This window comes from Cryobacterium sp. CAN_C2 (genome assembly GCF_015751745.1).
Lineage (GTDB): Bacteria > Actinomycetota > Actinomycetes > Actinomycetales > Microbacteriaceae > Cryobacterium.
This window is the reverse complement of the sequence record NZ_JADOUX010000021.1, coordinates 27486-54115: the sequence shown is the minus strand read 5'-3', so window position 1 is coordinate 54115 and position 26630 is coordinate 27486. Positions and strand designations below refer to the sequence as shown.

The 26630-nt window shown below is 63.0% G+C and carries 26 protein-coding genes and 1 pseudogene; 20 read left to right on the top strand and 7 right to left on the bottom strand.

What is annotated here, in order from left to right; translation table 11 throughout:
* Positions 1-275 precede the first annotated feature (275 nt).
* A complete protein-coding gene (locus IWX77_RS14650; protein ID WP_196845258.1) occupies positions 276-1328 on the top strand; it encodes a hypothetical protein in 1053 nt (350 codons plus the stop codon).
* A gap of 357 nt (positions 1329-1685) precedes the next feature.
* On the opposite strand, the pseudogene IWX77_RS14645 reads toward IWX77_RS14650, so the two are convergent.
* The 3 genes and pseudogenes from IWX77_RS14645 to IWX77_RS14635 all read right to left on the bottom strand — a co-directional run.
* A pseudogene (locus tag IWX77_RS14645) lies at positions 1686-1901 on the bottom strand (IS110 family transposase); the annotation flags it as partial.
* Between the two features lie 348 nt (positions 1902-2249).
* Positions 2250-4307, bottom strand: a complete 2058-nt coding sequence (acs, locus tag IWX77_RS14640; RefSeq protein ID WP_196845257.1) for an acetate--CoA ligase — start codon at positions 4305-4307, stop codon at positions 2250-2252.
* A 69-nt stretch (positions 4308-4376) separates the two neighbouring features.
* Positions 4377-4967 (bottom strand): flavin reductase family protein, encoded by a 591-nt coding sequence (locus IWX77_RS14635; protein WP_196845256.1) that lies wholly within the window; start codon positions 4965-4967, stop codon positions 4377-4379.
* 137 nt (positions 4968-5104) lie between these two features.
* Here IWX77_RS14635 and IWX77_RS14630 point away from each other — a divergent pair, with 137 nt between their 5' ends.
* Positions 5105-6478: an LLM class flavin-dependent oxidoreductase gene (locus IWX77_RS14630; RefSeq protein WP_196845255.1), complete on the top strand. Its 1374-nt coding sequence runs from the start codon at positions 5105-5107 to the stop codon at positions 6476-6478.
* A gap of 88 nt (positions 6479-6566) precedes the next feature.
* On the opposite strand, the gene IWX77_RS14625 is transcribed toward IWX77_RS14630, so the two are convergent.
* Positions 6567-7136, bottom strand: a complete 570-nt coding sequence (locus tag IWX77_RS14625) for a CoA-binding protein (protein ID WP_196845254.1) — start codon at positions 7134-7136, stop codon at positions 6567-6569.
* On the bottom strand, positions 7136-8443 hold the full coding sequence (locus tag IWX77_RS14620) for an O-acetylhomoserine aminocarboxypropyltransferase/cysteine synthase family protein (RefSeq protein ID WP_196845253.1): 1308 nt from the start codon (positions 8441-8443) through the stop codon (positions 7136-7138). The genes IWX77_RS14625 and IWX77_RS14620 overlap by 1 nt, the downstream gene beginning before the upstream one ends.
* 156 nt (positions 8444-8599) lie before the next feature.
* On the opposite strand from IWX77_RS14620, the gene IWX77_RS14615 reads away from it, so the two are divergent.
* The 9 genes from IWX77_RS14615 to IWX77_RS14575 all read left to right on the top strand — a co-directional run bounded on the left by IWX77_RS14615 (position 8600) and on the right by IWX77_RS14575 (position 15002).
* A complete protein-coding gene (locus IWX77_RS14615) occupies positions 8600-9106 on the top strand; it encodes an OsmC family protein (RefSeq protein WP_196845252.1) in 507 nt (168 codons plus the stop codon).
* Positions 9107-9344: 238 nt separating this feature from the next.
* The gene (locus IWX77_RS14610; protein ID WP_196845251.1) at positions 9345-10079 is read left to right on the top strand and encodes an ABC transporter ATP-binding protein; all 735 of its coding nucleotides are present in this window, start codon (positions 9345-9347) and stop codon (positions 10077-10079) included.
* Positions 10076-10978 carry an ABC transporter permease gene (locus IWX77_RS14605; RefSeq protein ID WP_196845250.1) on the top strand — a complete coding sequence of 301 codons (903 nt, stop codon included), beginning with the start codon at positions 10076-10078 and terminating at the stop codon, positions 10976-10978. Before IWX77_RS14610 ends, IWX77_RS14605 begins: the two co-directional genes overlap by 4 nt.
* Positions 10971-11942 (top strand): ABC transporter permease, encoded by a 972-nt coding sequence (locus tag IWX77_RS14600; protein WP_196845249.1) that lies wholly within the window; start codon positions 10971-10973, stop codon positions 11940-11942. The genes IWX77_RS14605 and IWX77_RS14600 overlap by 8 nt, the downstream gene beginning before the upstream one ends.
* Complete coding sequence (locus tag IWX77_RS14595; protein ID WP_196845248.1) at positions 11939-12505, top strand: hypothetical protein; 567 nt, start codon at positions 11939-11941, stop codon at positions 12503-12505. Before IWX77_RS14600 ends, IWX77_RS14595 begins: the two co-directional genes overlap by 4 nt.
* A gap of 33 nt (positions 12506-12538) precedes the next feature.
* A complete protein-coding gene (locus IWX77_RS14590) occupies positions 12539-13219 on the top strand; it encodes a response regulator transcription factor (RefSeq protein ID WP_196845247.1) in 681 nt (226 codons plus the stop codon).
* A complete protein-coding gene (locus IWX77_RS14585; RefSeq protein WP_196845246.1) occupies positions 13219-14172 on the top strand; it encodes a sensor histidine kinase in 954 nt (317 codons plus the stop codon). Before IWX77_RS14590 ends, IWX77_RS14585 begins: the two co-directional genes overlap by 1 nt.
* 105 nt (positions 14173-14277) lie before the next feature.
* Positions 14278-14433 (top strand): hypothetical protein, encoded by a 156-nt coding sequence (locus IWX77_RS14580; protein WP_196845245.1) that lies wholly within the window; start codon positions 14278-14280, stop codon positions 14431-14433.
* Between the two features lie 110 nt (positions 14434-14543).
* Positions 14544-15002 (top strand): hypothetical protein, encoded by a 459-nt coding sequence (locus IWX77_RS14575; protein WP_196845244.1) that lies wholly within the window; start codon positions 14544-14546, stop codon positions 15000-15002.
* Positions 15003-15198: 196 nt separating this feature from the next.
* Here the strand turns inward: IWX77_RS14575 and IWX77_RS14570 are convergent, their stop codons facing one another.
* On the bottom strand, positions 15199-16032 hold the full coding sequence (locus IWX77_RS14570; RefSeq protein ID WP_196845243.1) for a CDP-alcohol phosphatidyltransferase family protein: 834 nt from the start codon (positions 16030-16032) through the stop codon (positions 15199-15201).
* Positions 16033-16114: 82 nt separating this feature from the next.
* On the opposite strand from IWX77_RS14570, the gene IWX77_RS14565 reads away from it, so the two are divergent.
* The 7 genes from IWX77_RS14565 to IWX77_RS14535 all read left to right on the top strand — a co-directional run bounded on the left by IWX77_RS14565 (position 16115) and on the right by IWX77_RS14535 (position 22801).
* Positions 16115-17095 (top strand): zinc-dependent alcohol dehydrogenase, encoded by a 981-nt coding sequence (locus IWX77_RS14565; RefSeq protein ID WP_196845242.1) that lies wholly within the window; start codon positions 16115-16117, stop codon positions 17093-17095.
* A complete protein-coding gene (locus tag IWX77_RS14560) occupies positions 17092-17490 on the top strand; it encodes a 6-pyruvoyl trahydropterin synthase family protein (protein WP_196845241.1) in 399 nt (132 codons plus the stop codon). Before IWX77_RS14565 ends, IWX77_RS14560 begins: the two co-directional genes overlap by 4 nt.
* Before the next feature lie 20 nt (positions 17491-17510).
* The gene (locus IWX77_RS14555) at positions 17511-18572 is read left to right on the top strand and encodes a glycosyltransferase family 4 protein (RefSeq protein ID WP_196845240.1); all 1062 of its coding nucleotides are present in this window, start codon (positions 17511-17513) and stop codon (positions 18570-18572) included.
* Positions 18569-19387, top strand: coding sequence for an SAM-dependent methyltransferase (locus IWX77_RS14550; RefSeq protein WP_196845239.1), 819 nt, complete (start codon positions 18569-18571; stop codon positions 19385-19387). The genes IWX77_RS14555 and IWX77_RS14550 overlap by 4 nt, the downstream gene beginning before the upstream one ends.
* Complete coding sequence (locus tag IWX77_RS14545) at positions 19372-20391, top strand: lysylphosphatidylglycerol synthase transmembrane domain-containing protein (protein ID WP_196845238.1); 1020 nt, start codon at positions 19372-19374, stop codon at positions 20389-20391. The genes IWX77_RS14550 and IWX77_RS14545 overlap by 16 nt, the downstream gene beginning before the upstream one ends.
* Positions 20388-21134, top strand: coding sequence for a RibD family protein (locus IWX77_RS14540; protein WP_196845237.1), 747 nt, complete (start codon positions 20388-20390; stop codon positions 21132-21134). Before IWX77_RS14545 ends, IWX77_RS14540 begins: the two co-directional genes overlap by 4 nt.
* A gap of 86 nt (positions 21135-21220) precedes the next feature.
* The gene (locus tag IWX77_RS14535) at positions 21221-22801 is read left to right on the top strand and encodes a CDP-alcohol phosphatidyltransferase (protein WP_196845236.1); all 1581 of its coding nucleotides are present in this window, start codon (positions 21221-21223) and stop codon (positions 22799-22801) included.
* A 594-nt stretch (positions 22802-23395) separates the two neighbouring features.
* On the opposite strand, the gene IWX77_RS14530 is transcribed toward IWX77_RS14535, so the two are convergent.
* On the bottom strand, positions 23396-25189 hold the full coding sequence (locus tag IWX77_RS14530) for a glycoside hydrolase family 15 protein (protein WP_196845235.1): 1794 nt from the start codon (positions 25187-25189) through the stop codon (positions 23396-23398).
* Between the two features lie 184 nt (positions 25190-25373).
* On the opposite strand from IWX77_RS14530, the gene IWX77_RS14525 reads away from it, so the two are divergent.
* Entirely contained in the window at positions 25374-25583 is a 210-nt protein-coding gene (locus tag IWX77_RS14525; RefSeq protein ID WP_196845234.1) for a DUF2945 domain-containing protein, read from the top strand.
* 37 nt (positions 25584-25620) lie between these two features.
* Entirely contained in the window at positions 25621-26142 is a 522-nt protein-coding gene (locus tag IWX77_RS14520) for a DUF488 domain-containing protein (RefSeq protein ID WP_297412889.1), read from the top strand.
* Positions 26143-26630 lie beyond the last annotated feature (488 nt).

The window sequence follows — 26630 nt, the reverse complement described above, 5'->3', positions numbered from 1 at the left end:
GCGTCCCAATCCCTGATGACGTACGTCTCCCCATACTCAGGACATCCACAGTGCCCATCGTCCCAACAAGATCAATGAGACTTGAGAATGGTTCCTCAATTGAGACGCACCGCGATGCCACTGTCTGACACCGCGGGCGGGCATACCCCAATTTTGTACGTCCCTAGAAAGTCTTCGCCCAAATATCAGCCGCCGCGGCCAAGCGCGCTTCCCGACGCCCATTGAATTCGTGCGGTCGAGCCCGCGCTAGGGTGAGGTTGACGATACGGGGGCGTGTGGAGAATCTAGCGTTCCAATTGCGTGAAGCCGCTGAACAGGACGATGGCCTTCATGCTGCATTGGAGCAGGAATTCTCCGATCTAATCGGTACCGGTCTGGACGCCTCGAACGTGATGGACGCGCTGTGGTGGGCTATGCATCCGTTGCAGCCGACTCCCGCCTGCCGGATTGACCCGGCCGTGCACCTTGTCGAGCTGCAGGCCGCAGTCTTCTCGCGGGCCGCTGCGTTCGAACCGCAGCTCGAGCGCATGGAGGCGGGATCGACCGTGCGTGCGACCGCAAGTGAGCACAGGCTGCGCCGGCTCACGCTCAGTCTTGCTGCACGCGCCCACGCCGTCGACCAAGTACTGGCGCATTTTGGTCCCGGCCTGGCCCGTGCGACAGACGACCCGACTCCGGTCAATGACGAACTCGCCGCCGGTGTGAGCGCTCCCCCGCTGACCGACGCAACCCGTGACCGTGTGACCCACGGCGCTCAGCCAGCAGGCCGAGCGCGTTGGCTCACAATCATGCTGGCCACCGGGATCGCCGTCGGGGTACTGGGCACCCTGAGCGCCCAAACCCTGCAGCACACGGTCACAGTAACTTTCGCGGGTGGCGCCTCGAATCTCGCCCTCCCGCCAGGTAAGACCATACCCGCCTCGCTGCCGGACGAGGCCGCTATCGGCGCCATCACCGCGATCTTCGACCAACCGGCGGACCCCCTCGCTGGTGAGCTGGCTGACCTCGGACCCGCCTACAACACCGTACGGGCGGTGGGGCTGACGCCGCGGGGCAGCTACGGTATTTACCTGGCCCAGCGCGGCTCCAGCCAGTACTGCCTCGTCATCCAACATGTCGACCTGACCGCCTCTAGTATCTGCGCGGGAGCCAGCCTGATCGCCCACGAGGGGTTGAACCTCAACGCCGTGGTTTTAGGTACCCTCGGCTTCGACGAGACCAGCCCACCCGCGCTTCTCGACCTGACGGCCAGCTGGCTCACCGACGGAACGGTGATGTCCAGCAGCACGCCGCACGTGCCGCCAGGCTCCGCCTACGCCACGCCCTGATCACGAGGATGCTTCACCGCCGGGTTTCCTGCGCCAACCGGGGCCAAATGTTCAACGCTCGGCAAGGTGGCGGATGCGGCACTGCCGCCCAAAGCTGGAACGGGGACCTCATATGATGCGTAAGGCGGCAAGTCGTTCAGGACACATGATTGCGGTGAGCGGCTGCGTGACATCTAGTTCCGGGGAGAGTCAGGGACTCCCCCGGTTGTCCAGCATGATGAGCGGAGTGCGTGCCGGGGTCACTGAGTCGCTGCTAGAAACAGGGCCTGGACACGAGTTCGCCGTGGACCCCTGGGTCGCCTCTGACCAGCGCGATCGTGCGCCGATCGAGGATGGCGAATTGAGTTCTTTGCACCCCGGCAGCGCGCCGATCGTGGCGGGCTGATCGACGACGAAAAGAACCTGGCCGTGCCTCTTCAGCTTCCCGACAACCTCTCGAAGCTTGGCCTCGTCGTTGGGTAGAGCCTTGTCGACGAGCACCTTGCCAGCCCGATCCTGGGCGACCGCGTGATGCTCCCCCTTCCCAACGTCGACGCCGACGAATACGTCCACGGAGTCGTAGTGCTCAATCATGTCTCTACTCCCGTCTCTGAACCGTTGTGTTGGTCAGCGCCGCGATATCGAGTTTCACATCCACGTTACGAACGGCCTGGACGTCAGTCCGGCCCCTATTCGCGATCACCTGATACCGATCCGGCCCGGTGGCAGCACCCCCCGGATCATCAACAACTGGGGGCGAGAATCATGCCGGACCCGACGGGCCAACGTCCTCAGTTACTCACACCATCCGGGGATATGAACAAGGTAACGGTCACATTGAAGCACACTGTTAGCCGGGAACCGGCTAACAGTGTGTGGCAATCCGCCTGAACAGGCACCTTGGTGGGATCATCGTCGACGATGTATCGGGTGTTGACGCGGTTAGTCCAGTGAGCGCCTGGCGTCTAGGATCTCCCGTAGCTGGAGCGGCACCGTGTCATCCTGCAGCGACGTCGTGTCGCCCAGTTCACGTCCGTCCATGAGGTCTCCGAGCAGGCGACGCATGATCTTGCCGGATCGAGTCTTCGGCAGGTCGGGTACCACCACGATCTCCCTCGGCTTCGCGATCGCTCCGATCTGCACGGCGACTTGGGAGCGTAGCGCCTGCGAGAGTTCCGCTTCGAGGGCACGCCAGATTCGGGGATCGGCGGACTCCGCAGCGGAGAGCGACCGAGCGGGGATCACGAAGGCGGCGATGGCCTGTCCGGTCGTCTCGTCATGAACGCCGACAACCCCGGCCTCGCCGACGGCGGGATGCGCGACAAGTGCCGACTCGATCTCGATGGTCGACAGCCGGTGTCCGGAAACGTTGACGACGTCGTCGATGCGTCCGAGCAGCCACAGGTAGCCGTCGGCGTCGATCTTCGCGCTGTCGCCGGCGAGAAAGTAGCCTTGCTTGGCGTACTTCTTCCAATACGCGTCGCGGTATCGCTCGGGGTTGCCCCACACAGTGCGGGCCATAGCCGGCCACGTGCCGTCGACCACGAGGGATCCGCTCGACCCGGGCTCGGTATCCGTGCCCTGATCGTCGACCACACGCACGGTGAGTCCCGGCAGCGCGTGGGTAGCTGACCCCGGCTTCAGGGCAGTGACCCCGGGCAGCGGGGCCACGATTGCCGCGCCGGTCTCGGACTGCCACCAGGTGTCGACGATGGGGGCCGTGCCAGCGCCGATGTTCTCTCGAAACCACAACCAGGCGTGCGGATTGATCGCCTCGCCGACCGAGCCGAGGAGGCGGATGCTGGAGAGGTCAAAGGCGGCGGGCACGCCGTCTGGGAACCAGGTCATGAGGGTGCGCACGAGGGTCGGAGCGGTGTAATAGGTTGTCACGGCGTAGCGTTCGATGATCTCGAAATGACGCCCAGGGTGCGGGGTGTTGGGGGTTCCCTCGTAAATGACGGAGGTCGCGCCGTTGGAGAACGGGCCGTAGAGCACGTAGGTGTGGGCCGTGACCCACGCGAGGTCGGCCGTGCACCAGTACACGTCGGAGTCTTTTGCATCGAAGATCGCCCAGTGGCTCCACGACGCTTGGGTGAGATAGCCTCCGGAGGTGTGCACCAGCCCTTTGGGGGTGCCGGTGGTGCCCGAGGTGTAGATAATGAAAAGCGGCGTTTCGGCGTCGAAAAACTCGGCTTCGTGGGTGTTTTCGGCGGTGTCGACGATGTCGTGCCACCAGACATCCCGGCCGGCGGTCCACGGCACGTTGGGGGTCAGCTCTCCGGTGCGCCGCACGACGAGCACGTGTTCGACGGCGTCGATGCCGGCGACAGCGACATCCGCCTGCCCTTTCACCGCTATGGCGGCCCCACGGCGAAACTGGCCGTCGGAGGTGACGAGCAGTTTGGCCCCGGTGTCCTCGATGCGAAATCGCAGCGCCTCGGCCGAGAAGCCGCCGAAAACCAGGGAATGCACCGCGCCGAGCCGGGCAATGGCGAGGGTGATGACGATGGTCTCCGGTATGACCGGGAGGTAGACGACCACGCGGTCGCCCGCCACGATTCCCAAGGCGATGAGGGCGTTCGCGGCCTGCGCGACCCTGCGCTGGAGGTCTGAATAGGTGATCACCTCACGGTCGCCGGGCTCTCCCTCGAAGTTGATGGCGACCCGATCGCCGCGCCCGGCATCGACGTGGCGGTCGACGCAATTGACCGCCACGTTCAACCGACCACCGAGAAACCACTGGGCACGGGGGATCGAGAGCAGCGGAGGCCCGTCCGTTTCGAGCGCGCCGCTCTCGTCGGCGCGGGCCGGCTCCCACGTGTGTGCGGTGTGCCAGCGTTCCGCCCAGTCGAGGCGGTCGGCCTGCCGCTCCCAGAATGCCACGGGGTCGCCGGCGGCGGCGGCCCGCTCGCCGGAGCCCACGTTGGCGGAGTCGACGAGGCCAGCAGGCGGCGAGTAGAGGCGGTCGTTGGCTACAGCGCTCTCAAGGGGAATGCTCATCGCTTTGACGCTACCGGGCCGCGCCGGGCTGCGCACACGGGCGGTAAGGCGGCGTAATGAAGGTGCTCCTCACACTTCTTGTCCGATCCGCAGCGCCGAGTGCTCGCCGAGGCTGTGCCAGGTGCGGTTGTGGTAGACCAGCGGGTCGGATCCGGATTGATCGGTGGAGACCGTCGCCTCGAGGGCGTGCACGGCAATGATCGTGGAACTGCCCGCGGCCATCCGGTTGATGATGCGCCCACGAATCCAGGCGTGTGCGCTGGGGAAATACGGTTCACCGGTAGCGAGCCGGGCCCAAATTTCAGTATCGGCGAAGCGGTTGACGCCGCTGGTGGCGCAGAGCGTTGCGATGTTCAATTGCTCAGCTCCGAGGAGATGCACGACAACGGTGTCGGCGCGGCGGATGGTCGGAGCGCTGGAGGCGTGGTTCGACAGGGAGAACACCAGTAGCGGTGGCTCGGCACTCACCGAGAACACCGAGGTGGCGGTCAGTCCGACCGGGCCGTCGCCGCCATCGGCGGTGATCACCGCGACGCCGGCGGCGTGGTTGCGAAACGCCAGCTTGAACTCTTCTGGATGCAGCCCACCGAGATGTTTCGCACTCTGGTCGCCGTCGGTCGGCCACGGATGGGCGATTCGGGCCTGTTCTTGAGTTCTCATCGGGTTCCGTTCGCAAAATAATCAAGGAGAGAATCAAGGGTCCACCGCGGAGGGCTCCGATCGTGAATGTGTGTCGCAGTGTGACGCCATGTTGCGTCACACTCGGCGGTGCGAGTCTCAGCAGTCACGATGGGAAGATGCCCAGACAGATTCGATTCAACGCCTTTGACATGAACTGCGTCGCCCACCAGTCCTCTGGAATGTGGCGGCACCCGGATGACCAGTCCTGGCGGTACAAAGACCTGCACTACTGGACCGAGCTCGCAAAACTGCTGGAGCGCGGGAGATTCGACGGCATCTTCATCGCTGACGTGCTGGGCACCTACGACGTGTACGGCGGCTCGAATGAAGCCGCGATCCGGCACGGTGCGCAGGTTCCCGTGAATGACCCCGTGCTGCTGATCTCGGCGATGGCATTGGTGACAGACCATCTGGGGTTCGGGGTGACCGCTGGTACGGCGTACGAGCATCCCTATCCTTTTGCACGACGGATGTCGACGCTCGACCATCTGACCAACGGACGAGTCGGATGGAACGTGGTCACCGGATACCTGCCATCCGCCGCACGAAACATGGGCCAGGAAGACCAGCTCGAGCACGACGTGCGTTACGACCACGCGGACGAGTACCTTGAGGTGTTGTACAAGCTGTGGGAAGGCTCGTGGGAGGACGATGCGGTCATCCGCGACCGCGAATCTGGTGTCTTCACCGACCCGAGCAAGGTGCACGAGATCGGTCACCACGGCACGCACTTCACGGTACCGGGGATTCACCTGTCTGAGCCGTCGCTGCAGCGCACACCGGTGATTTACCAGGCGGGGGCATCCTCTCGCGGTATCGAGTTCGCCGCCGGCAATGCAGAGGCGATCTTCGTCGCGTCATCGACCAAGGCCGGTCTGAAGGCCACCGTCTCGAACATACGAGATGCCCTCGAAAAAGCCGGCCGCAGCCGCTATTCCGCGCGCATCTATACGCTCCTCACGATCATCACCGACGAGACGTCGGAGAAGGCCACGGCCAAGTACCAGGACTACCTCACGTACGCCAGCGAGGAAGGCGCACTCGTGTTCATGTCGGGTTGGATGGGCATCGACCTGTCCGAGTACGACCTCGATGAGCCCATCGGAAATGTCAAGAGCAACGCGATCCAGTCTGTCGTGGCCAACTATCAGGAGGCCAATGAAGACGGTAGCGAGTGGAAGGTGCGAGACATCGCCCGGCTGGCGGCCATCGGCGGCCTCGGCCCGTTCATCGTCGGTTCCGGCGCAGAGATTGCGGACACCCTGCAGGAGTGGGTCGAGGAGACGGATGTGGACGGCTTCAACCTGGCCTACGCCATCACCCCAGGCACGTTTGAGGATGTCGTCACCTATGTGATTCCCGAACTTCGGGCGCGTGGTGCGTACCCGGAAGATTACGTCGAAGGCACGCTGCGCAACAAGTTGCACGGCCGCGGCGACCGACTTCCCGACGAGCACAAGGGGGCGAACTACCGGGTGCGTTCCGCTTAGGGCGCGGCCAGCCGCTCAGCGGCTCTCGAGTAATCAGAGAGCCGCTGGGCGGCGACGACCGGTGAAATGACCAGGGCAGTGCCAATTCTCAGCGGGCGGTCTTTCGTGCCGAGATCACGCCGGTGTTGAAGCCGAGCAGATAGAGGCCGCCGTTGAAGCGGGCGTGCTCAATCTTGAGGCAGCGGTCCATAATTACCGTCAGGCCCTGGCTCTCGGCGTAGATCGCCGCATCCTGATTCCAGATGCCAAGCTGCATCCAGACGGTCGGAACGCCGACGGCGACGGCGTCGTCGACGACCGAGGGGATTTCGCTTTCCCGGCGGAACACGTCGACGATGCTGGGCACCTCGGGCAGCGAGGCAAGGGTGGGGTAGGTCTTGTGGCCGAGAATCTCGTCGGCGTTCGGGTTGACGAAATAGACCCGGTAAGTGCTGGACTGCAGCAGGTAGGTTCCCACGAAGTAGCTTGCCCGCGCCGCGTTGGGCGATGCGCCCACGATGGCGACCGACGTGGCGCTCTGCAGAATCTTGAGGCGGTCCTTGGCACTGGGTCCGATCCAGGTGCGCGGAGACTTCAACCGGTTCGCGACGGGCGAGCTCGCTGGCAGTTCGCAGGCGGGGCCGTTGGTCAACGGTGAGGGGACTGCTTCTGTGCTCATCACTTGCCTCCGGTCGCCAGGCTTAGCGCCTGGTCGAGGTCGTAAATAATGTCTTCTGGATCTTCGATTCCCACGCTAATGCGTACAAGGCCCGGCAGTACCTTCGCGTCAACAAGCTGCCGCTCGGTGAGCTGCGCGTGAGTGGTGGAAGCCGGATGAATGACCAGCGTCTTCGCGTCGCCGACGTTGGCGAGGTGGCTGGCCAGGTTCACCGACTCGATGAAGGTACGCCCGGCATCCCTGCCGCCCTTGACGCCGAAGCTGAAGATCGAGCTCGGTCCCTTCGGCAGGTATTTCTTTGCGCGGTCGAAGTGCGTGTGCGAGGTGAGCCCCGCCCAATTGACGAATTCAATTCGGGGATCGGCCTCGAGCCACTCCGCGACGATCCTGGCGTTGGCGACGTGCGCTTCCATCCGAAAGGCCAGGGTTTCGACGCCTTGGGCGAGGAGGAACGCGGAGTGTGGGGCCAGGACAGGTCCGATGTCGCGCAGCTGCTCGGCACGCAGGCGGGTGAGAAAGGCATACTCGCCGAAGTTGCCCGACCAGTTGAGGTCGCCGTAGGCGGGCACCGGAATGTCGAACAAGGGAAACTTGCCGCTGTTCCAGTCGAACCGACCAGACTCCACCACTACACCGCCCAGCGTGGTCCCGTGGCCGCCGAGAAATTTCGTCGCGGAGTGGATGACCACGTCTGCTCCCCATTCCATTGGCCGGTTCAGGTAGGGGGTGGCAAAGGTCGAATCGATGATGAGCGGAATACCCGCGGCGTGGGCGACGTCGGCCAGACCCTCGAGGTCGGCGATCTCGCCGGAGGGGTTGGAGATGGACTCGGCGAAGATCAGCCTGGTCTTGTCAGTAATCGCCGCGGCATAGTCGGCAGCATCCGTGCCCGGCACAAAAGTGGTCTCAACTCCGAAACGACGCAGCGTGATGTCGAGCTGCGTGAGGGAACCGCCATAGAGGCTCGCAGATGCGACGATGTGGTCGCCGGAACCCACGAGCGACGCGAAGGTAATGTACTGCGCAGACAGGCCGCTCGAGGTGGCGACAGCGCCCAGTCCACCCTCAAGGCTTGCCACACGCTCCTCGAATGCGGCGACCGTCGGGTTGGCGAGGCGGGAGTAGATATTGCCGTACTTTTGCAGGGCGAACCTGGCCGCAGCATCCGCGGTGTCATCGAACACGAAGGCCGTGGTCTGGTAGATGGGAATGGCTCTGGCGCCGGTCACCGCATCCGGAACGTTTCCTGCGTGGATGGAACGGGTGCGAAAACCCCACTCCCTGTCTGTGCGGTCGTGGTCTGCCATGCCTTCAAGCTACCGGAACGTGCTCCCCCGCAACTTTGTGTCGCCATGCACGGTAACAATGGGAGCGATCTGCGGTAGCTCCAGTTGCCGGCGGATACTGTAAGAGAGGAAGTGCTGCCGACCGCACGCTTCGAAACTACTTGGAGATGATGACCAGTGACTATCAGCGACCTGCGCACGGTGCAAGCTCCTCTGAAGCAGCAGTACCGCGACGACCCCGACGCCGCTCTGGTGACGCTTCGGGCCAACGGTGAACTGGGCGCGGGTATCAGTTGTTCGGTGCAGACCGGGCAGGCCCTGGTGGAGGCCGGGTTGCACCCCGCCACCGGAGGCGACAATCTCTCCGTGTGCTCAGGCGATATGCTCCTCCAGGCACTCGTTGCCTGCGCGGGGGTGACTCTTGCCGCGGTCGCTTCCTCGCTTGGCATCGACGTCACCGGTGTGGTGCACGCCGAGGGGGATCTCGATTTTCGCGGCACGCTCGCCGTCGACAAGCAGACGGCGGTCGGCTTTCAGGACATCAGGATGCGCTTCGAGTTGACATCCGATGCGGATGAGGAAAAGATCGCCACCCTTATTCGTTTGACGGAACGCTATTGCGTCGTCTTCCAGACACTGGCCGTTCCGCCGAAATTAGCGGTCTCCCACAGCGTCCACTCTTAGCCCCAATACCGTTGCGTTAATCGATTCTCCGGTGTGATTGGGGTACGGCTCGTTCTGATTGGGTAAAGCCGGTCTCTGGCCGTCGGTTGTCGGATTTGTGTCGGTGGGCCTGTCGGTGGGTCTGTCGGTGGGTCGTCCGAAGTCCAGCCGGGTGCGCCCGTACTCCTGTAACCGTCCGTTCGTAGCGCATGTGAGTCCTCTCATCGTGGTCTCACGATGTGGTCAATAGCCTCGGAGTATGACACCATCGGCAATCTCCACCTCGGCTTTATCGCGTAATTTCGGCACGCACCAGGCCCTCGCGCCTCTCACCCTCGACGTGCCCACGGGCGAGGTTTTCGGCCTCCTCGGACACAACGGGGCCGGAAAGACCACGACCGTCAATCTGCTCACGACCCTGCTCGAGCCGACGTCGGGTGACGCGATAATCCACGGCCACAGCGTGAAAGCGGATGCGGCGGGCGTGCGTGGGTCCATCGGCTACCTCCCCGAAAATGTGCAGTTCTACGACAATCTGACGTTGTTGGAGAATCTGCGGTTCTTCGCCCGATTGTCGGGGTTGCGCCGTCCGGACGCCCGTATCCGGGACGTCTTGGGCTTTTTGGATTTCACCGGCCATGACAATCACCGGGTGGGGACGTTCAGTAAGGGAATGCGTCAGCGCGTGGGTATCGCTCAGGCCGTGCTCCACTCGCCTGAGGTGTTGTTTCTGGATGAGCCGACCTCGGGGCTGGACCCGGAGGGCGTGCGCACCTTGAGGGAGACGATTGTGCGACTGAACCATGAATTCGGAATGACGATTTTCATGAACACGCACCTGCTGAGCGAGGTCACCAAAACCTGTACGAGCATCGGGATTCTCAATCATGGACGGCTGGTGCACCACGATTCACTGCGCAACACGCTCGCAGCTTTTCCCGCCGATGAGTCCTTGGAAGACATCTATTTTCAACTCGACTCGGCTGCCGCATGAACACGCTCCTCACGAGCGCACGGCACGAAGTCCTCTGCACCCTGCGTGCCCGGGTCGCGCTGCTGCTGTTGGTGGTGTTTCTGGGCATGGTGTCGCTGTCCTCACTCATCGGCTGGATCACCAATACGACGGTCACCCGGGTGTATGCGAAGATTCTGGCCGACGGACTCACGACGGCTCCCAACCCGTTCGCGGGCGTCTCTTCGCTGTATTACTCCCGAAATTCAGTGATTTATGTCGTGCTGATCGGTGCACTCATGGCGATCATCCTCGGTGTGCAAGCCACCCTCCGCGACCGCAAGTCAGCCACGACCGATCTTGTTTTGAGCCGACCCGTCAACATCGTCCTGCGACTTGCTGGACAGTTCCTCGGCCTCGGGGCTGTGATTGCGTCCGTCCTGGCTGCGAGCACAGTGATCAGCTGGGCCTCGATCAGCGTCATCGTCGGCGCGCCGCTCGGCATCGACCCGACGCTGCGGCTGGTGGGGTTCGCCGCACTGTCCTGGGTTCTGATGATGATCTTCGCCCTGCTCGGCATGCTCACCGGCCTCTACAGCCGCAAGGAAACGACGGCGCTGCTTGTGCCTTTTGTTATCTGGAGTGCGGTCGCGTTTGTGCTCCCGCAGATCGGCACCGCCGCTCGCCCCGTCGCCTTATTGAACCCCGTCGCGGCGCTTGCGCCGTCGGACAGCACGTCCTTCGATCTCGTCGGGGCGATTACGGGCCCGTTCGCCATCACCGAGCAGTTCAAACGCGCCGCGAGCATCGTGCTGCGTGATGACAGCGTCACCGGCAGCCCACTGGCCAGCATCGTGCTGCTGGTCTCTGTTCTGATCGCGATCGCCTGGGTAGTGGTCGTCACACCGCGCCGCACCCTGAGGAGTGGTCTGAATGAATGACACCTGGATTGTCGCCGAAAAGGAGTTACGGGACCTGCGGAGGGACCGACTCTTCGCACTCCTCATCGCGTTCCTGGGTGTCGCCACGCTCGTTTCCGTCGCCGTGGCGTCGGCCGATTTTCGCAACCAACTGGATGCGTACAACGTCTACGTCGCCAACCTTGCCCGGAGCGGAAGCACGGTCACCGCGGCCGCGCCGCAACTCTTTCCCCTGAAATTGTTGCGTGGCGGAATCGAGTACCTCGAGATTCTCGGAGCACTGTTCGCCATCGTGCTCGGCTACGGAACCATCGCCAAAGAAAAGTACCGGGGCACATTGGCCCTCTTTCTTAGCCGTCCGGTCAGCCGGTTTTCGTTCGCCGGCGGCAAGGTACTCGGCCTGTCGATCGTGTGGCTGGGAGTCGTCGCCGCTCTTACCGCGCTGTCGCTCCTGGCCGTTGTCACGATCGGTCATGCCCCTATCCAGGGGATCGACGTGGCCCGCCTCCTCATTGCCGGTTCCTTCGCGTGGCTCTACCTAGTCTTCTGGACTGCCCTTGCCGTCGGCCTGACGGCCCTGTCCTCTCGGCTGAGCACCGGACTCATCGTGGCCCTGGTCATTTGGCTCGCCTTCGTGCTCGTCATACCCCAAATCGGGGACACGATGGACCCGGACAACCAGGTGCCCGGCGGCCTGTTCGCCACCCTTCAGATTCAGAAATCCAACGAACTGGCCGTTCTAGCCCAGTTCTCCGCGTTCGATGGCATCCGCAACGGGTTGGAAGTGTCGTCGGTGACCAAACACTTCGAACGCCTCACCTTCGCCTTCCTCGGCATCAAAGACCAATACAACCAGCAGCCTCTCAGCCGGGTGTGGGCAGCAATGCTCCCTTACGCCATCACTCTCACAGCGGCCACCGCGGCCTCCGTGCTTTTCGCCGCCCTCGCAACGACGAGGCGCACTCTGCAAAGGAAGCAATTATGAAGTGGAAAATCATCCTCCCCGTCGCCCTGATAGCACTCGTCACTGCTGGCGGAATTGCCATGTCTCAGGCCACTACCCCGGCCACGCCACCCGGTCAGGTCGCACCGAAGACATCGACGGGTTCGGTGCTGCCGGTAACGACCAACCCCATCACCAACACCAGCACCACCCCCGGGCTCACGATCGTGTCCGCGGCTGCCGAAGACAACGTCGACCCGAGTTCCGGCGCCGCTATCACCGACCGGCTCCAGATTACGCTCGGCAACACCACCACCAGCCCGCTGACCAACCTGAAGACTTATTATGTGATGAAGGACATCACTACTGGGGCAACCGAGGCGTACTACCTCGCCCTGGACGGCCTCACCCTGGCGCCCAAGGCTGAAACGACAATCTCCTTCGACACCGACACCGGCCCCGGCCATTACCCGGAAAACACGTTCAGCCTGTACCGCAGTTCCACGAACCAGGTTGATTTCACCATTCAGGTCAGCGCCGACGGCGTGCAGATCGTCGACGGCACAGCGACCAAAGGAGCAGGCACCGGTGAACAAGCCGACTAGGCATCCGGAGCACCGCCTCTCAACGGGCACGGTGTGAAGCTCCTCGTCGTTGAGGATGACGTCCGCATCGCGGACGTCATCCGTCGTACCCTGATCGAATCCGGCTATGCCGTCGACGTCGCCCACACCGCACCCGACGGAGTTCAGGCATTCGAAATCGATACCTACGACCTAATCGTTCTTGACCTGATGCTCCCGGGTCTTCCCGGCGGAGGGATGGACGTGTGCCGACGCATCCGTTCGATCAATAGCGACGTGCCGGTGCTGATGCTCACCGCGCTGGATTCGATGCGCACCAAAGTAGAGGGACTCGACGCCGGCGCCGACGACTACATCGTCAAACCGTTCCACCTCGTCGAACTGCTCGCCCGGGTACGCGCACTGCTTCGACGTTCACCGCGTGCCCAGGCACCACTCCTGACGGCGCAAGGAGTCACACTCGACCCCGCCACCCGCACCGCAAAGCGTGCGGGGCGCACCATCGTGTTGACGGCCAAGGAATTCGCGGTACTGGAATATCTCATGAGCAACGCCGGCACCATCATCAGCGCCACCGAGCTGATCGATCACGCCTGGGATAGCAACTATGAAGGGTTCAGTAACGTCGTGCAAACCTACATTCGCTACCTGCGTCAGAAACTCACACTGGCCGGTGAAACGGACATCATCGAAACCCGGCGCGGTGCCGGCTACGTCATCAACGCGGATCACTGATGTTCCGAAGGGCCATCGTTCGACTGACCATGACCTATACGGCCGTGCAGTTGGTACTGTTCGCAGCCTTCGCGGTCGGAATCTACATTTTCGTCACCGGAACGTTCGACTTCGACGCAGCCGAATCCGACGGTGCCGGCGCCCTCAACGCGGCCGAGCAGGGATTTGCCAACCTCCGCACCGCCCTAATCGTGCTATACGCGGCGCTCCTGGTCCTGATCCCCGCGGCGAGCTATGGCATGGCACGCGCTGCCCTCGCTCCCTTACAGAAGAGCTATGAGCTGCAACAACGCTTCGTCGACGGCGCGTCCCACGAAATGCGCAGCCCCCTCAGCGTCATTCAGGGCGAACTGGAACTCGCTCTGCTCTCAACTCGCACCCCCGCTGAGTACGAACAGGCGATGCAGAACGCGCTGTCGGCCGTCGACGGACTCACACGCCTCACCAACGACCTACTGCTGCTGTCTCGCGGAGCGGGAACGGAACTCGACCACACATTTGAACTGGTCGACGTGAATGATCTCGTGCGACACGACATCGCCGCCCGCGCAGTCAATCAGGCGGATGCCGCCCGCCTCACCACCGACATTGGCGAGGAGGCGGTCGTTTTCGGCTCTCCGGCCCTGCTGGCCCGCGCACTGGGCAACATCATCGACAACGCGCTCAAGTTCACACCAGACACCGAAAATGGAACCGTCAGCGTCGCTACGAGAGCGAACAACGGAACCTGCACCATCACGGTGCGCGACACCGGCATCGGCATGCGCGACGAGGAAATCAAGCACGCCTTCGAGCGTTTGTGGCGATCCGATCAAGCCAGGTCGCACCCCGGGCATGGCCTCGGCCTGGGCGTGGTCCGCCAAATCGTCCAGGCACACGCCGGCCGCATCTCGCTCACGTCGCGAGTCGGCCTCGGCACGACCGTCACGCTGACCCTGCCGCTCCGGTCCTAATCCGCCCGCAACGCAGATGCTCTCATTCTCTTCTCACGTGCCACTGCCTCACTTGAAAATAAGGGTCACGCAGCCGCGTGGGTTACTTTCGAAAGGCAGAAGACAATGCCGAGGAAAACCAAAATCGCTGGCGGCGCAGCACTCGCCGTCGTCCTGGCCATCGTCGGTGACATCACCCTCACCGCCGGAGCGCAGGCCAGTACGGAAGACACGAGCGACGACGTCAACGGCGTGGCCGTTAAAAACGGCAAACAGGACTAACCCGGCCGCGACGGAAGAGGACACTCGCTTCGGGCAGGACAAACGCGGCGACGAACGCGGTCGTCACCCCGAAGGCGCAACGCGACTTCACCGACCTGGACGCCCGGATCATGAAGACCGCCGACGGATCATTTCACTACGCCTATAACGCGCAGGCCATCGTTGATCAGGATCACACTCGGCAAGGCAAATTCGTTCTGCTGCGCGGCCTGGATCAAGCCGCCCACGAGTGGAACCTCATCGCCGCCTGCCACAACCTGATGAAGCTGCACAGTATGCAGACCCGAGCCGTCCTGGCCGCGCACACCGCCCTGACACCCCAACCGACGACCCAAAGCCCAAGCCCACCACCCCGGGCAGACGGGCTCGACGGTATCTGGCGACTCTGGCCCTCTTTTCACTCGGCAGCAAGCCGGCAAGACCTGAACCCCGTCACCTCACACGACGAGGTTCAGGTCATTCCAGCGCCACATGGCCAGCACGAAACGGGCCACAACACCGGTTATCGACTACCGACCCACGCTACTAGTGAGGCCTCCACTGGCGGAGGCCAGGACGGGAACAGGTGAAGCACCTGACCGACAATAGCCAAGGCCTTCTCCGGGTCATGCGGATCCTCAGCGCGATCTGAATACCATCGCGAGCATCGTCCTGGGTGTCGGAATACTCGCCCTGCGCGGAAGACTGCTGCAGCTCGCGTCGGGTCTGAGTCTGCTGTTTATCATCGCGAGTTTTCTCTCGCTTGTGCTCGCGTTGATCGTTGGGCTATGTGGTATCACCGTGACGTGGAGCGTCACCCTTGGTCCACAGACGTTCCTGGTCGAAGGCATCGCCATTCCTGTGCTCGCCGTCAGCTCGGCTCTCGCGTTGCGCGCCCGGCGGACGACGTGAGTCTTCCGCTCGCCTTGCCACTAACCACACGACGTCTCGACCGAAAGATTCGACGAGAAGCGCCAGCGCAATCGCGACGAACACCGCGTCGACCGCGGGCAGCAATCCGGTGATAGCCACCGTCAACGCTATTCCTTGCACGGCAGTCACGACCTTGCGCCAGTAGCGGGATGGGAGCTGTCGACGCAACCAGGGAAAGATCCATCCAGCGACGACGAATGCGTACCGCATGAGTCCGATGGCAAGCACCCAGATTCCCAGGGTCTGCGAGACGTAGGCGCTCAGCACGAGCAGCAGGAAGGCGTCAACCTCCATGTCGAACCGCGCACCGAGCTCGCTCGCGGAGTTCGTGCGCCGGGCGACCCAGCCGTCGACCGCGTCGAGGAGGAGGGCCGGCACGACCAGAGCGAGCACGATCCAGACCGGTATCGGCGCGAAGAACGACGCAACGACGATCCCGCTGATCACCCCAACTAGAGATGACCGCGCCGCAGTCACGACGTTCGCTTGCCCGAATCGGGTGACGCGTCGTTTTCTCAGACCACGTACAAGCGCGATGTTCGAGGCCATGAGGTAGCTGAGCGCCGCAAGCCAACCGACTGCCGCAATCCACAACGGGAACGACCGCGTCGCGGCAGCCCCGAGCAGGCTCACGACAATCGCGCCGCCCACGGCTATAAAGATCGGTACGAATTGAACTCTGATCATCCCTGTCTCGTTTTTATGGTGATTCACCTATTAACTATTGATACGTTAGCCGTGCCGCTAACGTTCAGGAAAGCGAGGGAACATGCTTGACGTCACCGCCTTCTGGATCGAGAAACCGGGAGTAGGCCTTCTGCGCCACGAGCAGCTCCCGCCTGTGGGTGAGGGTGATGTGTTGGTGAAAACCCTGTACACGGGCGTGAGTCGCGGTACCGAAACATCTGTCTTTGGCGGGCACGTGCCGGCGAGTGAACGCGAACGGATGCGCGCCCCGTTCCAGACGGGCGACTTCCCCGGGCCGGTCAAGTACGGCTATCTCAATATCGGGGTCGTGGGCAGTGGTCCCGAATCTCTCGTGGGAACAACTGTCTTCACGCTCTACCCCCATCAGTCGGCATTTGTCGTGCCCGTCGGCGCTGTCACGCCTGTTCCCCGCGACATACCGGCACGGCGTGCAGTTCTTGCGGGCGCCGTCGAAACGGCCATCAACGTGCTCTGGGATGCCGCACCGATGGTCGGCGACCGAATCTCAGTCGTCGGCGCGGGGATGATCGGATGCTGCGTCGCACGCCTCGCACACGGCATCCCAGGTGTCTCCGTCACGCTCGTCGACATCGACCCAGCGCGAGAAGTCGTTGCCGACCAACTCGGCGTGAGCTTCTCAGATGTGGCGACCGCTCCGCAGGATCAAGACATCGTGATCAACACGAGCGGCTCGGGCACAGGGCTGCAACTCGCTCTCGAGACAGTGGTGACCGACGGCACGGTGATCGAGGCGAGCTGGTATGGAGATCGCCCGGCAACGCTGATGCTCGGCGCCGATTTCCACTCGCGGCGATTGACGATTCGGTCCAGTCAGGTCGGCGCTGTTGCATCGGGGCGGCGGGGAACCCGGACCACTCGCGAACGACTCGTGCTGGCCCTCGAACTCCTGCGCGACCCCGCCTTCGATGCCGTGCTCACGGGCGCATCCTCGTGGCGCACTCTGCCTGAGGTGATGGCGAGCCTTGCCGACGGATCGCGAAATGACCTGTGCCACACGATCGACTGGAGAGATGCCGTATGACGTTCACGGTAACCGTGCGAGACCACATGATGATCGCCCATAGCTTTGCTGGCGAATCCTTTGGTCCTGCGCAGCGGCTCCACGGAGCAACGTTCATCGTCGACGCCACGTTTAGCGCAGCAGGTCTCGATGCTTCAGGTGTCGTTATTGATATCGGTCGAGCGGCGGAGATACTCGGTGAGATCACGGAATCGCTCACCTATCGCAATCTTGATGAGGAGCCCGACTTTCAGGGTAGGAACACGACCACCGAAGTGCTCTGTCAAGTGATCGCTGACCGCCTTGCAGAACGGGTGCACGATGGAACGCTTGCGGCCGGCCAGCAGATGCAGTCTCTCTCAGTCACGTTGCATGAATCCCACATCGCGTGGGCGAGCTACTCAAGGTCACTGTGAGCGCAACGGCGGAAAGGACGGTGCACTTCGTTGTCCCCGGTGCGATCGACGACCCGGACAGAGTGAGCGGTGGAAACGTCTATGACCGGTACGTGCGTGACGGGCTCCGGAACACCGGGTGGGACGTACGGATGGTCTTGATCGCGGAGGAGAGCGGGCCGCTCGCGACGCGGGCGTTGTCAGAGCTGCCCGACGGTGCCCTCGTACTCATCGATGGACTCATCGCCGTGCGCGAATCGAGCGCGTTGGCGGCGCAGTCGACCAGGCTCCGGATGATCGTGCTTGCACACATGGTCGCGAGTCTTACATCGGGGTTATCTGCGGACAGGACTCACCTCGCCGATCTAGTCGATCGTGAGGGAACTGCTCTGAAATCGGCAGACCGTGTCATCGCGACGAGCGGGTGGACTCGCTCCGAGCTCATTTCGCGCTCCCTCGTGCAACCTCGCGATGTTGTCACCGCCTACCCGGGAACTGATCCAGCACCGGCAACGATCGCTTCACGAGCCGGCGGGCGACTGTTGTGCGTTGGAGTTGTCGCACCACATAAAGGTCAAGACGTTCTCGTCCGCGCCGTAGCGCGCCTCAAGGAGGTCAGCGATTGGACCTGCACCTTCGTGGGATCCCTCAGCACGGAGCCGGATTTTGTGGCCGACCTGAAGCGGACCGTTCGAGGCGAGCAATTGGCGACGAGAGTGAGTTTCGCTGGCACCCTCGCGGGGCGGTCACTCGATGCGGCATACGGCCGAGCGGACCTCGTCGTTGCGCCGTCGCGCACTGAGAGCTTCGGCATGGTGGTCGCCGAGGCGTTGGCGCGGGGTATCCCGGTGGTTGCGTCCCGCGTTGGCGGCATACCCGAAGCGTTGTCGAGTAGCGGTGCGGGAATGTTGGTTCCCGCAAATGATTCCGCGGCCTTCGAAACGGTCCTGCGCGAATGGTGGGCGAGTCCGCCCCTTCGAACCGAACTCACGACGGCAGCGGTGGAGGCCAGAGCCACAGTCAGATCATGGAGCTCCACAATCTCGACCATCGAATCGGTGCTCCACGAAGTGTCGCGCAGTGGAACAGTGGTTCGGGCATGAGCGGAATCCTCGAGGTCAGCGGCGACTGGCTTGCCCTCCGCGAGCCAGAGGACGCCGCGGCTCGCTCACTCGACCTCGCACTCATCGCCGCCGAACTGCTTCCCGATGGCCCGATCGTTGTGCACGATCTCGGCAGCGGGACCGGTTCGATGATGCGGTGGCTCGCCCCTGTCCTAGGACCGCAGACGTGGTTTCTCCACGACTGGAGTGCGGACCTGACCGAACAGGCCATCAACCACGTGCGTCCGGCGGACCGCTACAACGCCGGAATTTCGGTCTTTGGCCGCACCGGCAATCTCGCTGACCTGAGCCCGAACGATCTGGCTGGCGCGTCTCTCGTGACGGCGTCCGCGCTTCTGGACGTACTGACCTCAGAAGAGATCCACACCATCGTCGGCGCGTGCGTAGCAGCGCGCGCTCCCGTGCTTCTCTCCTTGAGCGTGACCGGTGGCGTGCAGCTCAACCCACGAGACGAGCGCGACACGGCGTTCGAGGACGCCTTCAACGCGCATCAGGTGCGCCACGCGAACGGACGACGACAGTTGGGCCGGTACGCCGCGCCCATCGCCTCTGGACTCTTCGCAGACGCCGGTTGGCAGGTGCGCCAGAGCACCACTCTGTGGCGGCTCGACCATCGCCGGCCTGGCCTACTGAGCGAATGGTTCGCGGGTTGGGTCGATGCGGCCGTGGAACAGGAACCTCAGCTGCGCGATGAAGCCGACCGCTACCGGCAGGGTCGCTTGGCACAGATCGAACTCGGCGAACTCAGCGCGCGCATCGAGCATGTGGATCTTCTGGCGTGGCCGAGCCCATGACGCCGGTCGAATTCTGGAGCATGCGCGTGGCGCTGCGGTCACGCTGGCTTCGCGTGACCATTCGGCTCCTCGTTGGCCTCGCGGTGCTGATCACAGTGGTTGCTTACGTGGGAACCGGGCCGCTGCTTCACGGCATCCTGAGCATAGACGGACGAACGATTGCAGCGGCGCTCGCGCTATCCGCAGTCGCGACGGCTGCCGCCGCGTGGCGCTGGTGCGTCATCGCCACGCGGCTCGGAGTCGATCTCTCCTGGCGAACTGCGATCGGGAGGTACTACCAGTCCCAATTCCTGAACACGGTCACCCCCGGCGGAATCGTGGGGGATGTGCACCGCGCAGTCGCACATGGCCAGAGCGCCGGCAACGTCGCGCGAAGTGCGCGTGCGGTCGTGCTGGAACGCACCGCGGGTCAAGTAACGCAGATAGTGCTCTCACTGATGATTTGTGCCTTTGTCGGTGCGCAGTTTGGGGGGTATCTCCTCGCGGTGGGTGCGATCGGGCTCGGCGTTATCGGGCTCGGCACTATCGCGATCGGGCTGGCCGTGGTCAAATGGCCGCGCGCTCGCGCGGCCGTATTTCGGGAGGTGCGAGAGCTTCGCTCGGGCATCGGATCGGTTCGGACTGTGGCTCAGGTCGTGCTTGCCTCCGTCATCGTGATCTCCTGTCACGTGGTGACCTTCGCCATTGCGACCGCGGCCATCGGAATCACCGTGCCGCCCGGACAGCTGCTCGTCCTCGCCCTGCTGGTGCTGCTCGGTGCGTCGATCCCGTTCAGCATCGGCGGATGGGGGCCGCGCGAGGGCATTGCCGGCTGGGCTTTCGCCGTGGCCGGATTCGGCGCCCCTGCGGGGGTTGCGGCATCCGCACTGTTCGGCGTTCTGACCATCATCGCCGTCGCTCCGGGCGCGTTCGTAACGCTCGTCTATGCCGCCCGAAGGCGCAGGCCGATTCGGTACGAGGCAAGCCCGGTGCTCATCGCGAAAGATCTGGAGACGACCCCGTGAGCGATCTGCCGTACGTCACTCTGAGCAGTGCGACCTCTCTCGACGGGTATCTCGACACGGCAGACCCACCGCGCCTGACCCTCTCCAATGAGGCGGACCGCGACCGGGTCGACGGTGTGCGTGCGCAAAACGACGCGATTCTCGTTGGCGCACGCACCGTGCGGCGGGATAACCCTCGGCTACTGGTGCGTAGCCCCGCTCGCCAGTCACGGCGAAAGGCCGCGGGTCTGCCGAATTCGCCGTGGAAAGTAACGGTGACCGAGACGGGCGATCTCGATCCAAGCGCGGCATTCTTCACGACCGGTGACACACCGAAACTCGTGTACTGCCCCACCTCGGCGGCGGCGCATATCCGTCAACGTCTCGGGCACACCGCGTTGGTTGTCGGCCTCGGCGCAGCTGTCGCCATGGCCGACCTCGTCGCTGACCTTGCGGATCGTGGCATTCGCGAGCTCATGGTCGAGGGTGGCGCGACCGTTCACACCCAGTTCCTGGCCGCGAACCTGGTCGATGAACTGCATTTGGTCGTGGCGCCACTATTCGTGGGTGATTCCCGGGCCCCGCGCTTCGTGGGAGATGCCGTGTTCCCGTGGACCAGCGACCGGCGTGCAACTCTCGCCGACGTGCGGCAGATCGGCGATGTCGTGCTCCTGCGGTACGCGCTCTCGGCTCGATTCGCCGTGCACGATGCCGAGGACCAGCAGCGCCTCACCGCGCCGCCGATCGCGGTCGGAACGTCGTGACTGCACCTCCGGCGACGTCCCCTGCAATACTCAACCCGGACTCGCGGACCGACCGTTCGCGCGCGGTCCGAGCGACGGTGCGTTCCGTGAGCTCCGCCGTTATCGTCTTTTTCGGCGTGATCGCGCCCGGTCTCATCAGTTCCGGTTCGGTGCTCGCGCTCCTGCGCGTGCCGCTCGAAGCGCTCCTCGCGATCGTGATTCTCGCCATCCTGCCCTGGGCTCCCGCCCGTCGGGTCGTCGCGAGCCTGGCTGCCATGGTCTTCGTCACCACTATCGTCAGTGCCGCACTCGATCGCGGTTTCTTATCCGCCGTAGGTCATCCGTTCAACGTCGTGACCGGCTGGCCGGAATTGGTCAGTGCGTATGGCGTACTGAGCGACTCGACCAGACCATCAGTCGCGGCCGTGATCGTTGGCCTGCTCGTTCTCGCCGCTGCCGTTCTCGTTCTCGTTCTCACCCGGGCGATGCTTCAGCTTGCTGCGGTCATCCGTCACCACCCGCGCGCGACCCGGATCGGGGCTACTGCCATCGCGGGGGGCTGGATCGTCCTGGCGCTTGTGGGCGCCCAAGTCGTCCGCGGGCAACCGGTCGCTGCAGCGGATACCGTCCGCATGATCATGACGAAAGCCAACCAGGTGACGACCGCGAGGGCAGAGCAGGCGGCGTTTGAGCGTGCGGTCGCAACCGACGATTTCAAGAAGGTGCCAGCATCCGATCTTCTTGGCGGGCTGAAGGGCAAAGACGTGATCATCGCGTTCATCGAAAGCTACGGCCAGGTCGCCGTGCAAAATACCACCTTCTCGAAGGGCGTCGACGATGTGCTCCTGAAGGGGACCGCGGATCTTGCTGCACACGGCTATTCGGAGCGGAGCGCGTTTCTCACTTCCTCTACGTTCGGTGGAATTAGCTGGCTCGCGCATTCCACCCTCCAGACCGGCCTACGGATTGACTCGCAACACAAGTACGATCAGGTGACCTCGGGGAGCCGACTCACCCTGAGCGCGGCGTTCAAGAAGGCTGGCTGGCGCACCGTGAGCGTCGTGCCCTCCAACGATCAGCCCTGGTCAATCGGAGAATCGTTCTATCACTTCGACATCGAGATCAACTCTCAGAACATGGGATATCGGGGCCCGAACTTCAGCTACGCGCGCATCCCGGACCAATTCACGTGGGCCTACTTCCAGAAGAACGAACTCGCTCAACCACACCCGCCGCTGATGGCGGAGATCGATTTCGTGTCGTCGCACACACCGTGGACTCCCCTGCCCCATGAGGTGCCCTGGGAATCCATTGGCGACGGCTCAATCTTTGACCCGCAGCCCGCTCAGGGGCTCGCGCCGAGCGTGGTATGGCAGAGCGCACAGCACGTGCAACTGCTCTACGGCCAATCCGTGCAGTACTCGATGAGTACCCTGTTCTCTTTCCTGACGACCTACGACAACCCCAACCTGGTGCTGGTCGTGCTCGGCGACCACCAGCCCGCTTCGGTGGTCAGTGGGGCAGACGCCAACCACGCTGTGCCCATCAGCATCATCTCCAAGGACTCCGCAATTATCAACCGAATCTCGTCGTGGCGCTGGGACCCCGGGATGCTCCCCTCGCCGAATGCGCCGCTGTGGCGGATGGATGAATTCCGCGATCGTTTTCTCACGGCCTACCGGCAGTAGCCGCGAGCTTCGGAAGTCTTCGCGCAAGAGCGCGGAATCTCTTCCCGTTAGCCTGATCTCGACCGAACGGATGCTGCTCGCCGGGATCGCGGTCGTAGCGTCGTGGTGAGACCGCTCGCGTCGCCGGCCAATGACCACGATGCCACGGTTGTGGCCGCGCCCGCAGTGTCGATCACCACGAGGTCGTAGCTCTGTTCATTGCCCGGTACCGTGGGCTACTGGCACGACCACACAATCCGGGAACCGTGCTCCTCGGGCGTGACGGATAGCTGGGCGGTGACGACCTCCTGGCCCAAGGCCAACATTTCATGGCTGTGAACGCTGGGGGAAAAAGCCTTCGACGCCCACAAGCCCCCTAGCGAAACCACAGTTACGGCAGCGGCAGCAATTGCCACTGTCAAAGTGCGACTCGTGCGCCGCCGAACCTCGAGCCGGACGAGTCGGTGGACCATGCCAAGCTCGGGGAAAGCCAACTCCCGCTCCTGCTGTCCAGGCACCGAGGCAGCTGCGACGGCCTCGGCAACTGGCAGCTTCGCGATGGAAACGGACACGGCCAGGCGGCCGCCAAACGTCTTCGGTTGTGACAGGTGAAGTTCACCGCGGCGCGAGCTCGTCGATCGTGATTGCCGCGTTGATGAGCGCGAGATGGCTCAGCCCCTGCGGGAAGTTCCCGAGAAAAGAGAGATCCGCCGGATCGATCATCTCGGAATACAGCCCGACGTCGTTCGCCAAACCGATGAGTTCGTCCATCAATTTGACCGCCTCGTCATGCCTGCCGACACAGGCGAGGGCGGATGCCATCCAAAAGGAGCATGCGACGAACGCTCCTTCCTCCGCTTCCATCCCTGTATAGCGGTGGAGCAACGCGCCACTGCCAAGTTCTGCCTGGATAGCGTCAATGGTCGCAGACATGCGCGGGCCCCGGTCGAAACCACTTGTCGCGTGCAGGAGAACGGATGCGTCGAGCTGCTCACTTCCGGGGAAGGTGACATAGCTCTGCCGCGCTTCGGACCAGCAGTGCTCGGCAACCCACTGGGTGATTTGGCCATGAACAACTCGCCAACGGGCAGGATCGCCGGCGATTTGACCGAGCTCGTAGAGGCGTAGGGCGCTGTCGAGTGCCTGCCAACATCCCATTTTTGATGCCGTGTAGTCGCGTTGATCGACCAATTCCCACGTGCCGGAATCGCGCTGGTGCCATACCTCGCACACATGGTCGGCGACTGCTGCCAGCATGACGCGGGTGTGGGCATCGAGCACGTTGCCGGCCTCGACATATTCGAGCATTGCAGTGACCAGGTCACCGAAGATCCCGAGTTGAAGTTGCGTCCTCGCGTCATTACCGACAATGACGGGTCCGATACCACGCCAGCCCGGCAGGTCCTGTATCTCTCCGGGGCCTGGCGTCGAACCATCAAGGCGGTAGAAGATGTGGAGTTCTGAGTCACTCATCCTGATAGCTTGGATGAGCCAGGCGACGGCTTCGTGGGTCTCCTCGCGCAGGCCGAAGCGCACCAGAGCACGAACCGTGTACGTCACATCGCGCACCCACGCGAACCGGTAATCCCAGTTCTTCCCACCCCTGACGTTTTCCGGCAACGATGTTGTCGCGGCAGCGGCGATCGCGCCGCTCGGGCTGTGGATCAGCAGTTTGAGCGCAAGAGCGCTGCGCTGCACCGCGTCTGCCCACGGGCCGTCGTAATTGAAGTCGTCAGACCAGTGCTTCCAATTGTCGACAGTGCGTGCGAGGCCGATCGCGGTCAGATCCGTAATGGGCAGATGCAATGGTTCATTCTTAGTGCCGGCGACGACAAGCATATGATGCGATTTCACTGTTGCAGTGAAATGGCCGGCGAGGATGCTGTCACCTCCGTCCGCTCCGTGGTTGCTGCCCTCCACGGCGAGCATGAGATCGCCGGCCCGGATGATCGTGCCATGCGTGGTCATTTCCACCCGCGGGGTAGTTGTCGCAAAGCAGGTGCCCGCAGTAATTCGCCAACGAAAATCTACAGCGCCCTCAATGCCGTCAATTCGACGGGCGAGTTCCACCCAAGGCAACCGTCCTGCGAGACCCGTGACGAGGGCGTCCGTCACACGTGCAATGCCGGCAGCAGTCGTGTATGTCGTTTCTAGGACGTTGGTCTGCGGCAGGTAACGGCGCGTGACCGTGAACGCTGCCACCGGCGCGAGCTCGATCGAACCGCCTTTGGCTTCGTCCAACAGGCGGGCGAACACGGGTGTGGAGTCGAGGTTCGGAATGGGCAGCCAATCGATCGAGCCATCTAATCCGACGAGCGCAACGGTGCGACCGTCACCGAGTGCAGCGTACGATCGAAGGTTCACATAACCTTCGCGGCGTATCTGATCAACCGCGACGTCACCAACCATTGGCCCCACCGCGCATCGACATCACACCAGCCATAGTTGAGCGTACCGCTCTTACCGTGCTGCAGTTCTAGGGTCTGACCATTCTCCGCTCAGAAATATTTACCTGTCCGAGTCGGCAGAGCTGCATAAGCTGGCAGGAGTCCCAAGGATGAGAAGAAGCAGCAGGGTGAATGGAGCCGCAATCATGAAAAGTTTCTCAGTCGGAGACCACGTCTCTTGGAACTACGAAGCCGGGCACGTTCAGGGCGTGATCACCAAGAAACACACGAAAGATGTGGAGTTTAAAGGCCGCACGCGTCATTGCAGCGAAGATGACCCACAGTACGAAATCAAGAGTGATAAAACCGATCATGTGGCAATGCACAAAGCGGATGCGTTGACGAAGATCAAGTGATCCGGGTGCAATGACGAAGGGACGTACACCGAATCGGGTGTTCACGATCGGTCACTCCACTCGCGGGTTTGATGAAGTGGTTGCAATGCTGCAGGCGAACGACGTGACTGATCTGGTTGACGTGCGGTCGTTTCCGTCGTCGCGGAAGTTCCCGCAATGGAACCAAGACGCGATTGCAGATGCGTTACCGGCGGACATCACCTACCGGTGGGTCAGGAACCTCGGCGGTCGGCGACATACCCCTGCCGGTGTGCCGAGTCCAAACGGTGCGTGGCAGGTCAAGGCATTCCGCGATTACGCCGACTACATGATGACCGATGAGTTTCACTTCGGGCTCGCTGAGCTGCTGCAGGTCGCGAGTGACTCGGTGCCGGCGATCATGTGCAGTGAGGCCGTGCCGTGGCGTTGTCACCGGCGGTTAATCACAGACGCACTCATCGTCGCCGGGGTAGAGGTGTTCGACATCATGTCGGTCTCGTCGACCCGATGCGCGGAACTAACCGCGTTCGCGCTCGTGCGAGACGGAAAAATCACCTATCCCGAACCAGAAGAAGGATGAGCATGGATCTGGTAGCGAAAAGTCGAACAATCGTGGCGGCGATTCCCCGGGGTGACGTCGTGGCGTAGGGGGAGATCGGGCGGGAGCTGGGGATCGGCCCCCGGCAAGCGGGCCGGGCCGTCGCACTGCTTGACGAGGGCTTGCCGTGGTGGCGAGTTGTTCATGCCGACGGCATGCCAGCGAGCTGTCATGGCGGAGCGGCCCGAGCGTTGCTCGAAGCGGAAGGCGTTCCGTTCCGCAACGGCCGCGTGGACATGCTCACGATTCGGTGATGGTGGTCGCCGTCTCGACGCGTTTCTGTGCGTGTCCGTGTCCGTGTGCGTGTGCGTGTGCGTGTGCGCGTGCGTGTGCGTGTGCGTGAGAAGTTTGGGCAAAGATGCGGCCCGGTTCTCGAGCTGACAAACGAGGCCGACCGTGGCGTCCACGAACTGGTCCCGCGGCACAATGATGCTCGCCCCAGGGACACCGCGCAGCCCCGCGACGATATG

Excerpts from the sequence above, each read along its gene's own strand:
- IWX77_RS14565 (WP_196845242.1), top strand. The coding sequence starts at position 16,115 with ATGCTTGACGTCACCGCCTTCTGGATCGAGAAACCGGGAGTAGGCCTT.
- IWX77_RS14560 (WP_196845241.1), top strand. The coding sequence starts at position 17,092 with ATGACGTTCACGGTAACCGTGCGAGACCACATGATGATCGCCCATAGC.
- IWX77_RS14630 (WP_196845255.1), top strand. The coding sequence starts at position 5,105 with ATGCCCAGACAGATTCGATTCAACGCCTTTGACATGAACTGCGTCGCC.
- IWX77_RS14550 (WP_196845239.1), top strand. The coding sequence starts at position 18,569 with ATGAGCGGAATCCTCGAGGTCAGCGGCGACTGGCTTGCCCTCCGCGAG.
- IWX77_RS14570 (WP_196845243.1), bottom strand. The coding sequence starts at position 16,032 with ATGATCAGAGTTCAATTCGTACCGATCTTTATAGCCGTGGGCGGCGCG.
- acs (WP_196845257.1), bottom strand. The coding sequence starts at position 4,307 with ATGAGCATTCCCCTTGAGAGCGCTGTAGCCAACGACCGCCTCTACTCG.
- IWX77_RS14610 (WP_196845251.1), top strand. The coding sequence starts at position 9,345 with ATGACACCATCGGCAATCTCCACCTCGGCTTTATCGCGTAATTTCGGC.
- IWX77_RS14600 (WP_196845249.1), top strand. The coding sequence starts at position 10,971 with ATGAATGACACCTGGATTGTCGCCGAAAAGGAGTTACGGGACCTGCGG.
- IWX77_RS14635 (WP_196845256.1), bottom strand. The coding sequence starts at position 4,967 with ATGAGAACTCAAGAACAGGCCCGAATCGCCCATCCGTGGCCGACCGAC.
- IWX77_RS14580 (WP_196845245.1), top strand. The coding sequence starts at position 14,278 with ATGCCGAGGAAAACCAAAATCGCTGGCGGCGCAGCACTCGCCGTCGTC.
- IWX77_RS14595 (WP_196845248.1), top strand. The coding sequence starts at position 11,939 with ATGAAGTGGAAAATCATCCTCCCCGTCGCCCTGATAGCACTCGTCACT.
- IWX77_RS14605 (WP_196845250.1), top strand. The coding sequence starts at position 10,076 with ATGAACACGCTCCTCACGAGCGCACGGCACGAAGTCCTCTGCACCCTG.
- IWX77_RS14525 (WP_196845234.1), top strand. The coding sequence starts at position 25,374 with ATGAAAAGTTTCTCAGTCGGAGACCACGTCTCTTGGAACTACGAAGCC.
- IWX77_RS14530 (WP_196845235.1), bottom strand. The coding sequence starts at position 25,189 with ATGGTTGGTGACGTCGCGGTTGATCAGATACGCCGCGAAGGTTATGTG.
- IWX77_RS14585 (WP_196845246.1), top strand. The coding sequence starts at position 13,219 with ATGTTCCGAAGGGCCATCGTTCGACTGACCATGACCTATACGGCCGTG.
- IWX77_RS14625 (WP_196845254.1), bottom strand. The coding sequence starts at position 7,136 with ATGAGCACAGAAGCAGTCCCCTCACCGTTGACCAACGGCCCCGCCTGC.
- IWX77_RS14575 (WP_196845244.1), top strand. The coding sequence starts at position 14,544 with ATGAAGACCGCCGACGGATCATTTCACTACGCCTATAACGCGCAGGCC.
- IWX77_RS14620 (WP_196845253.1), bottom strand. The coding sequence starts at position 8,443 with ATGGCAGACCACGACCGCACAGACAGGGAGTGGGGTTTTCGCACCCGT.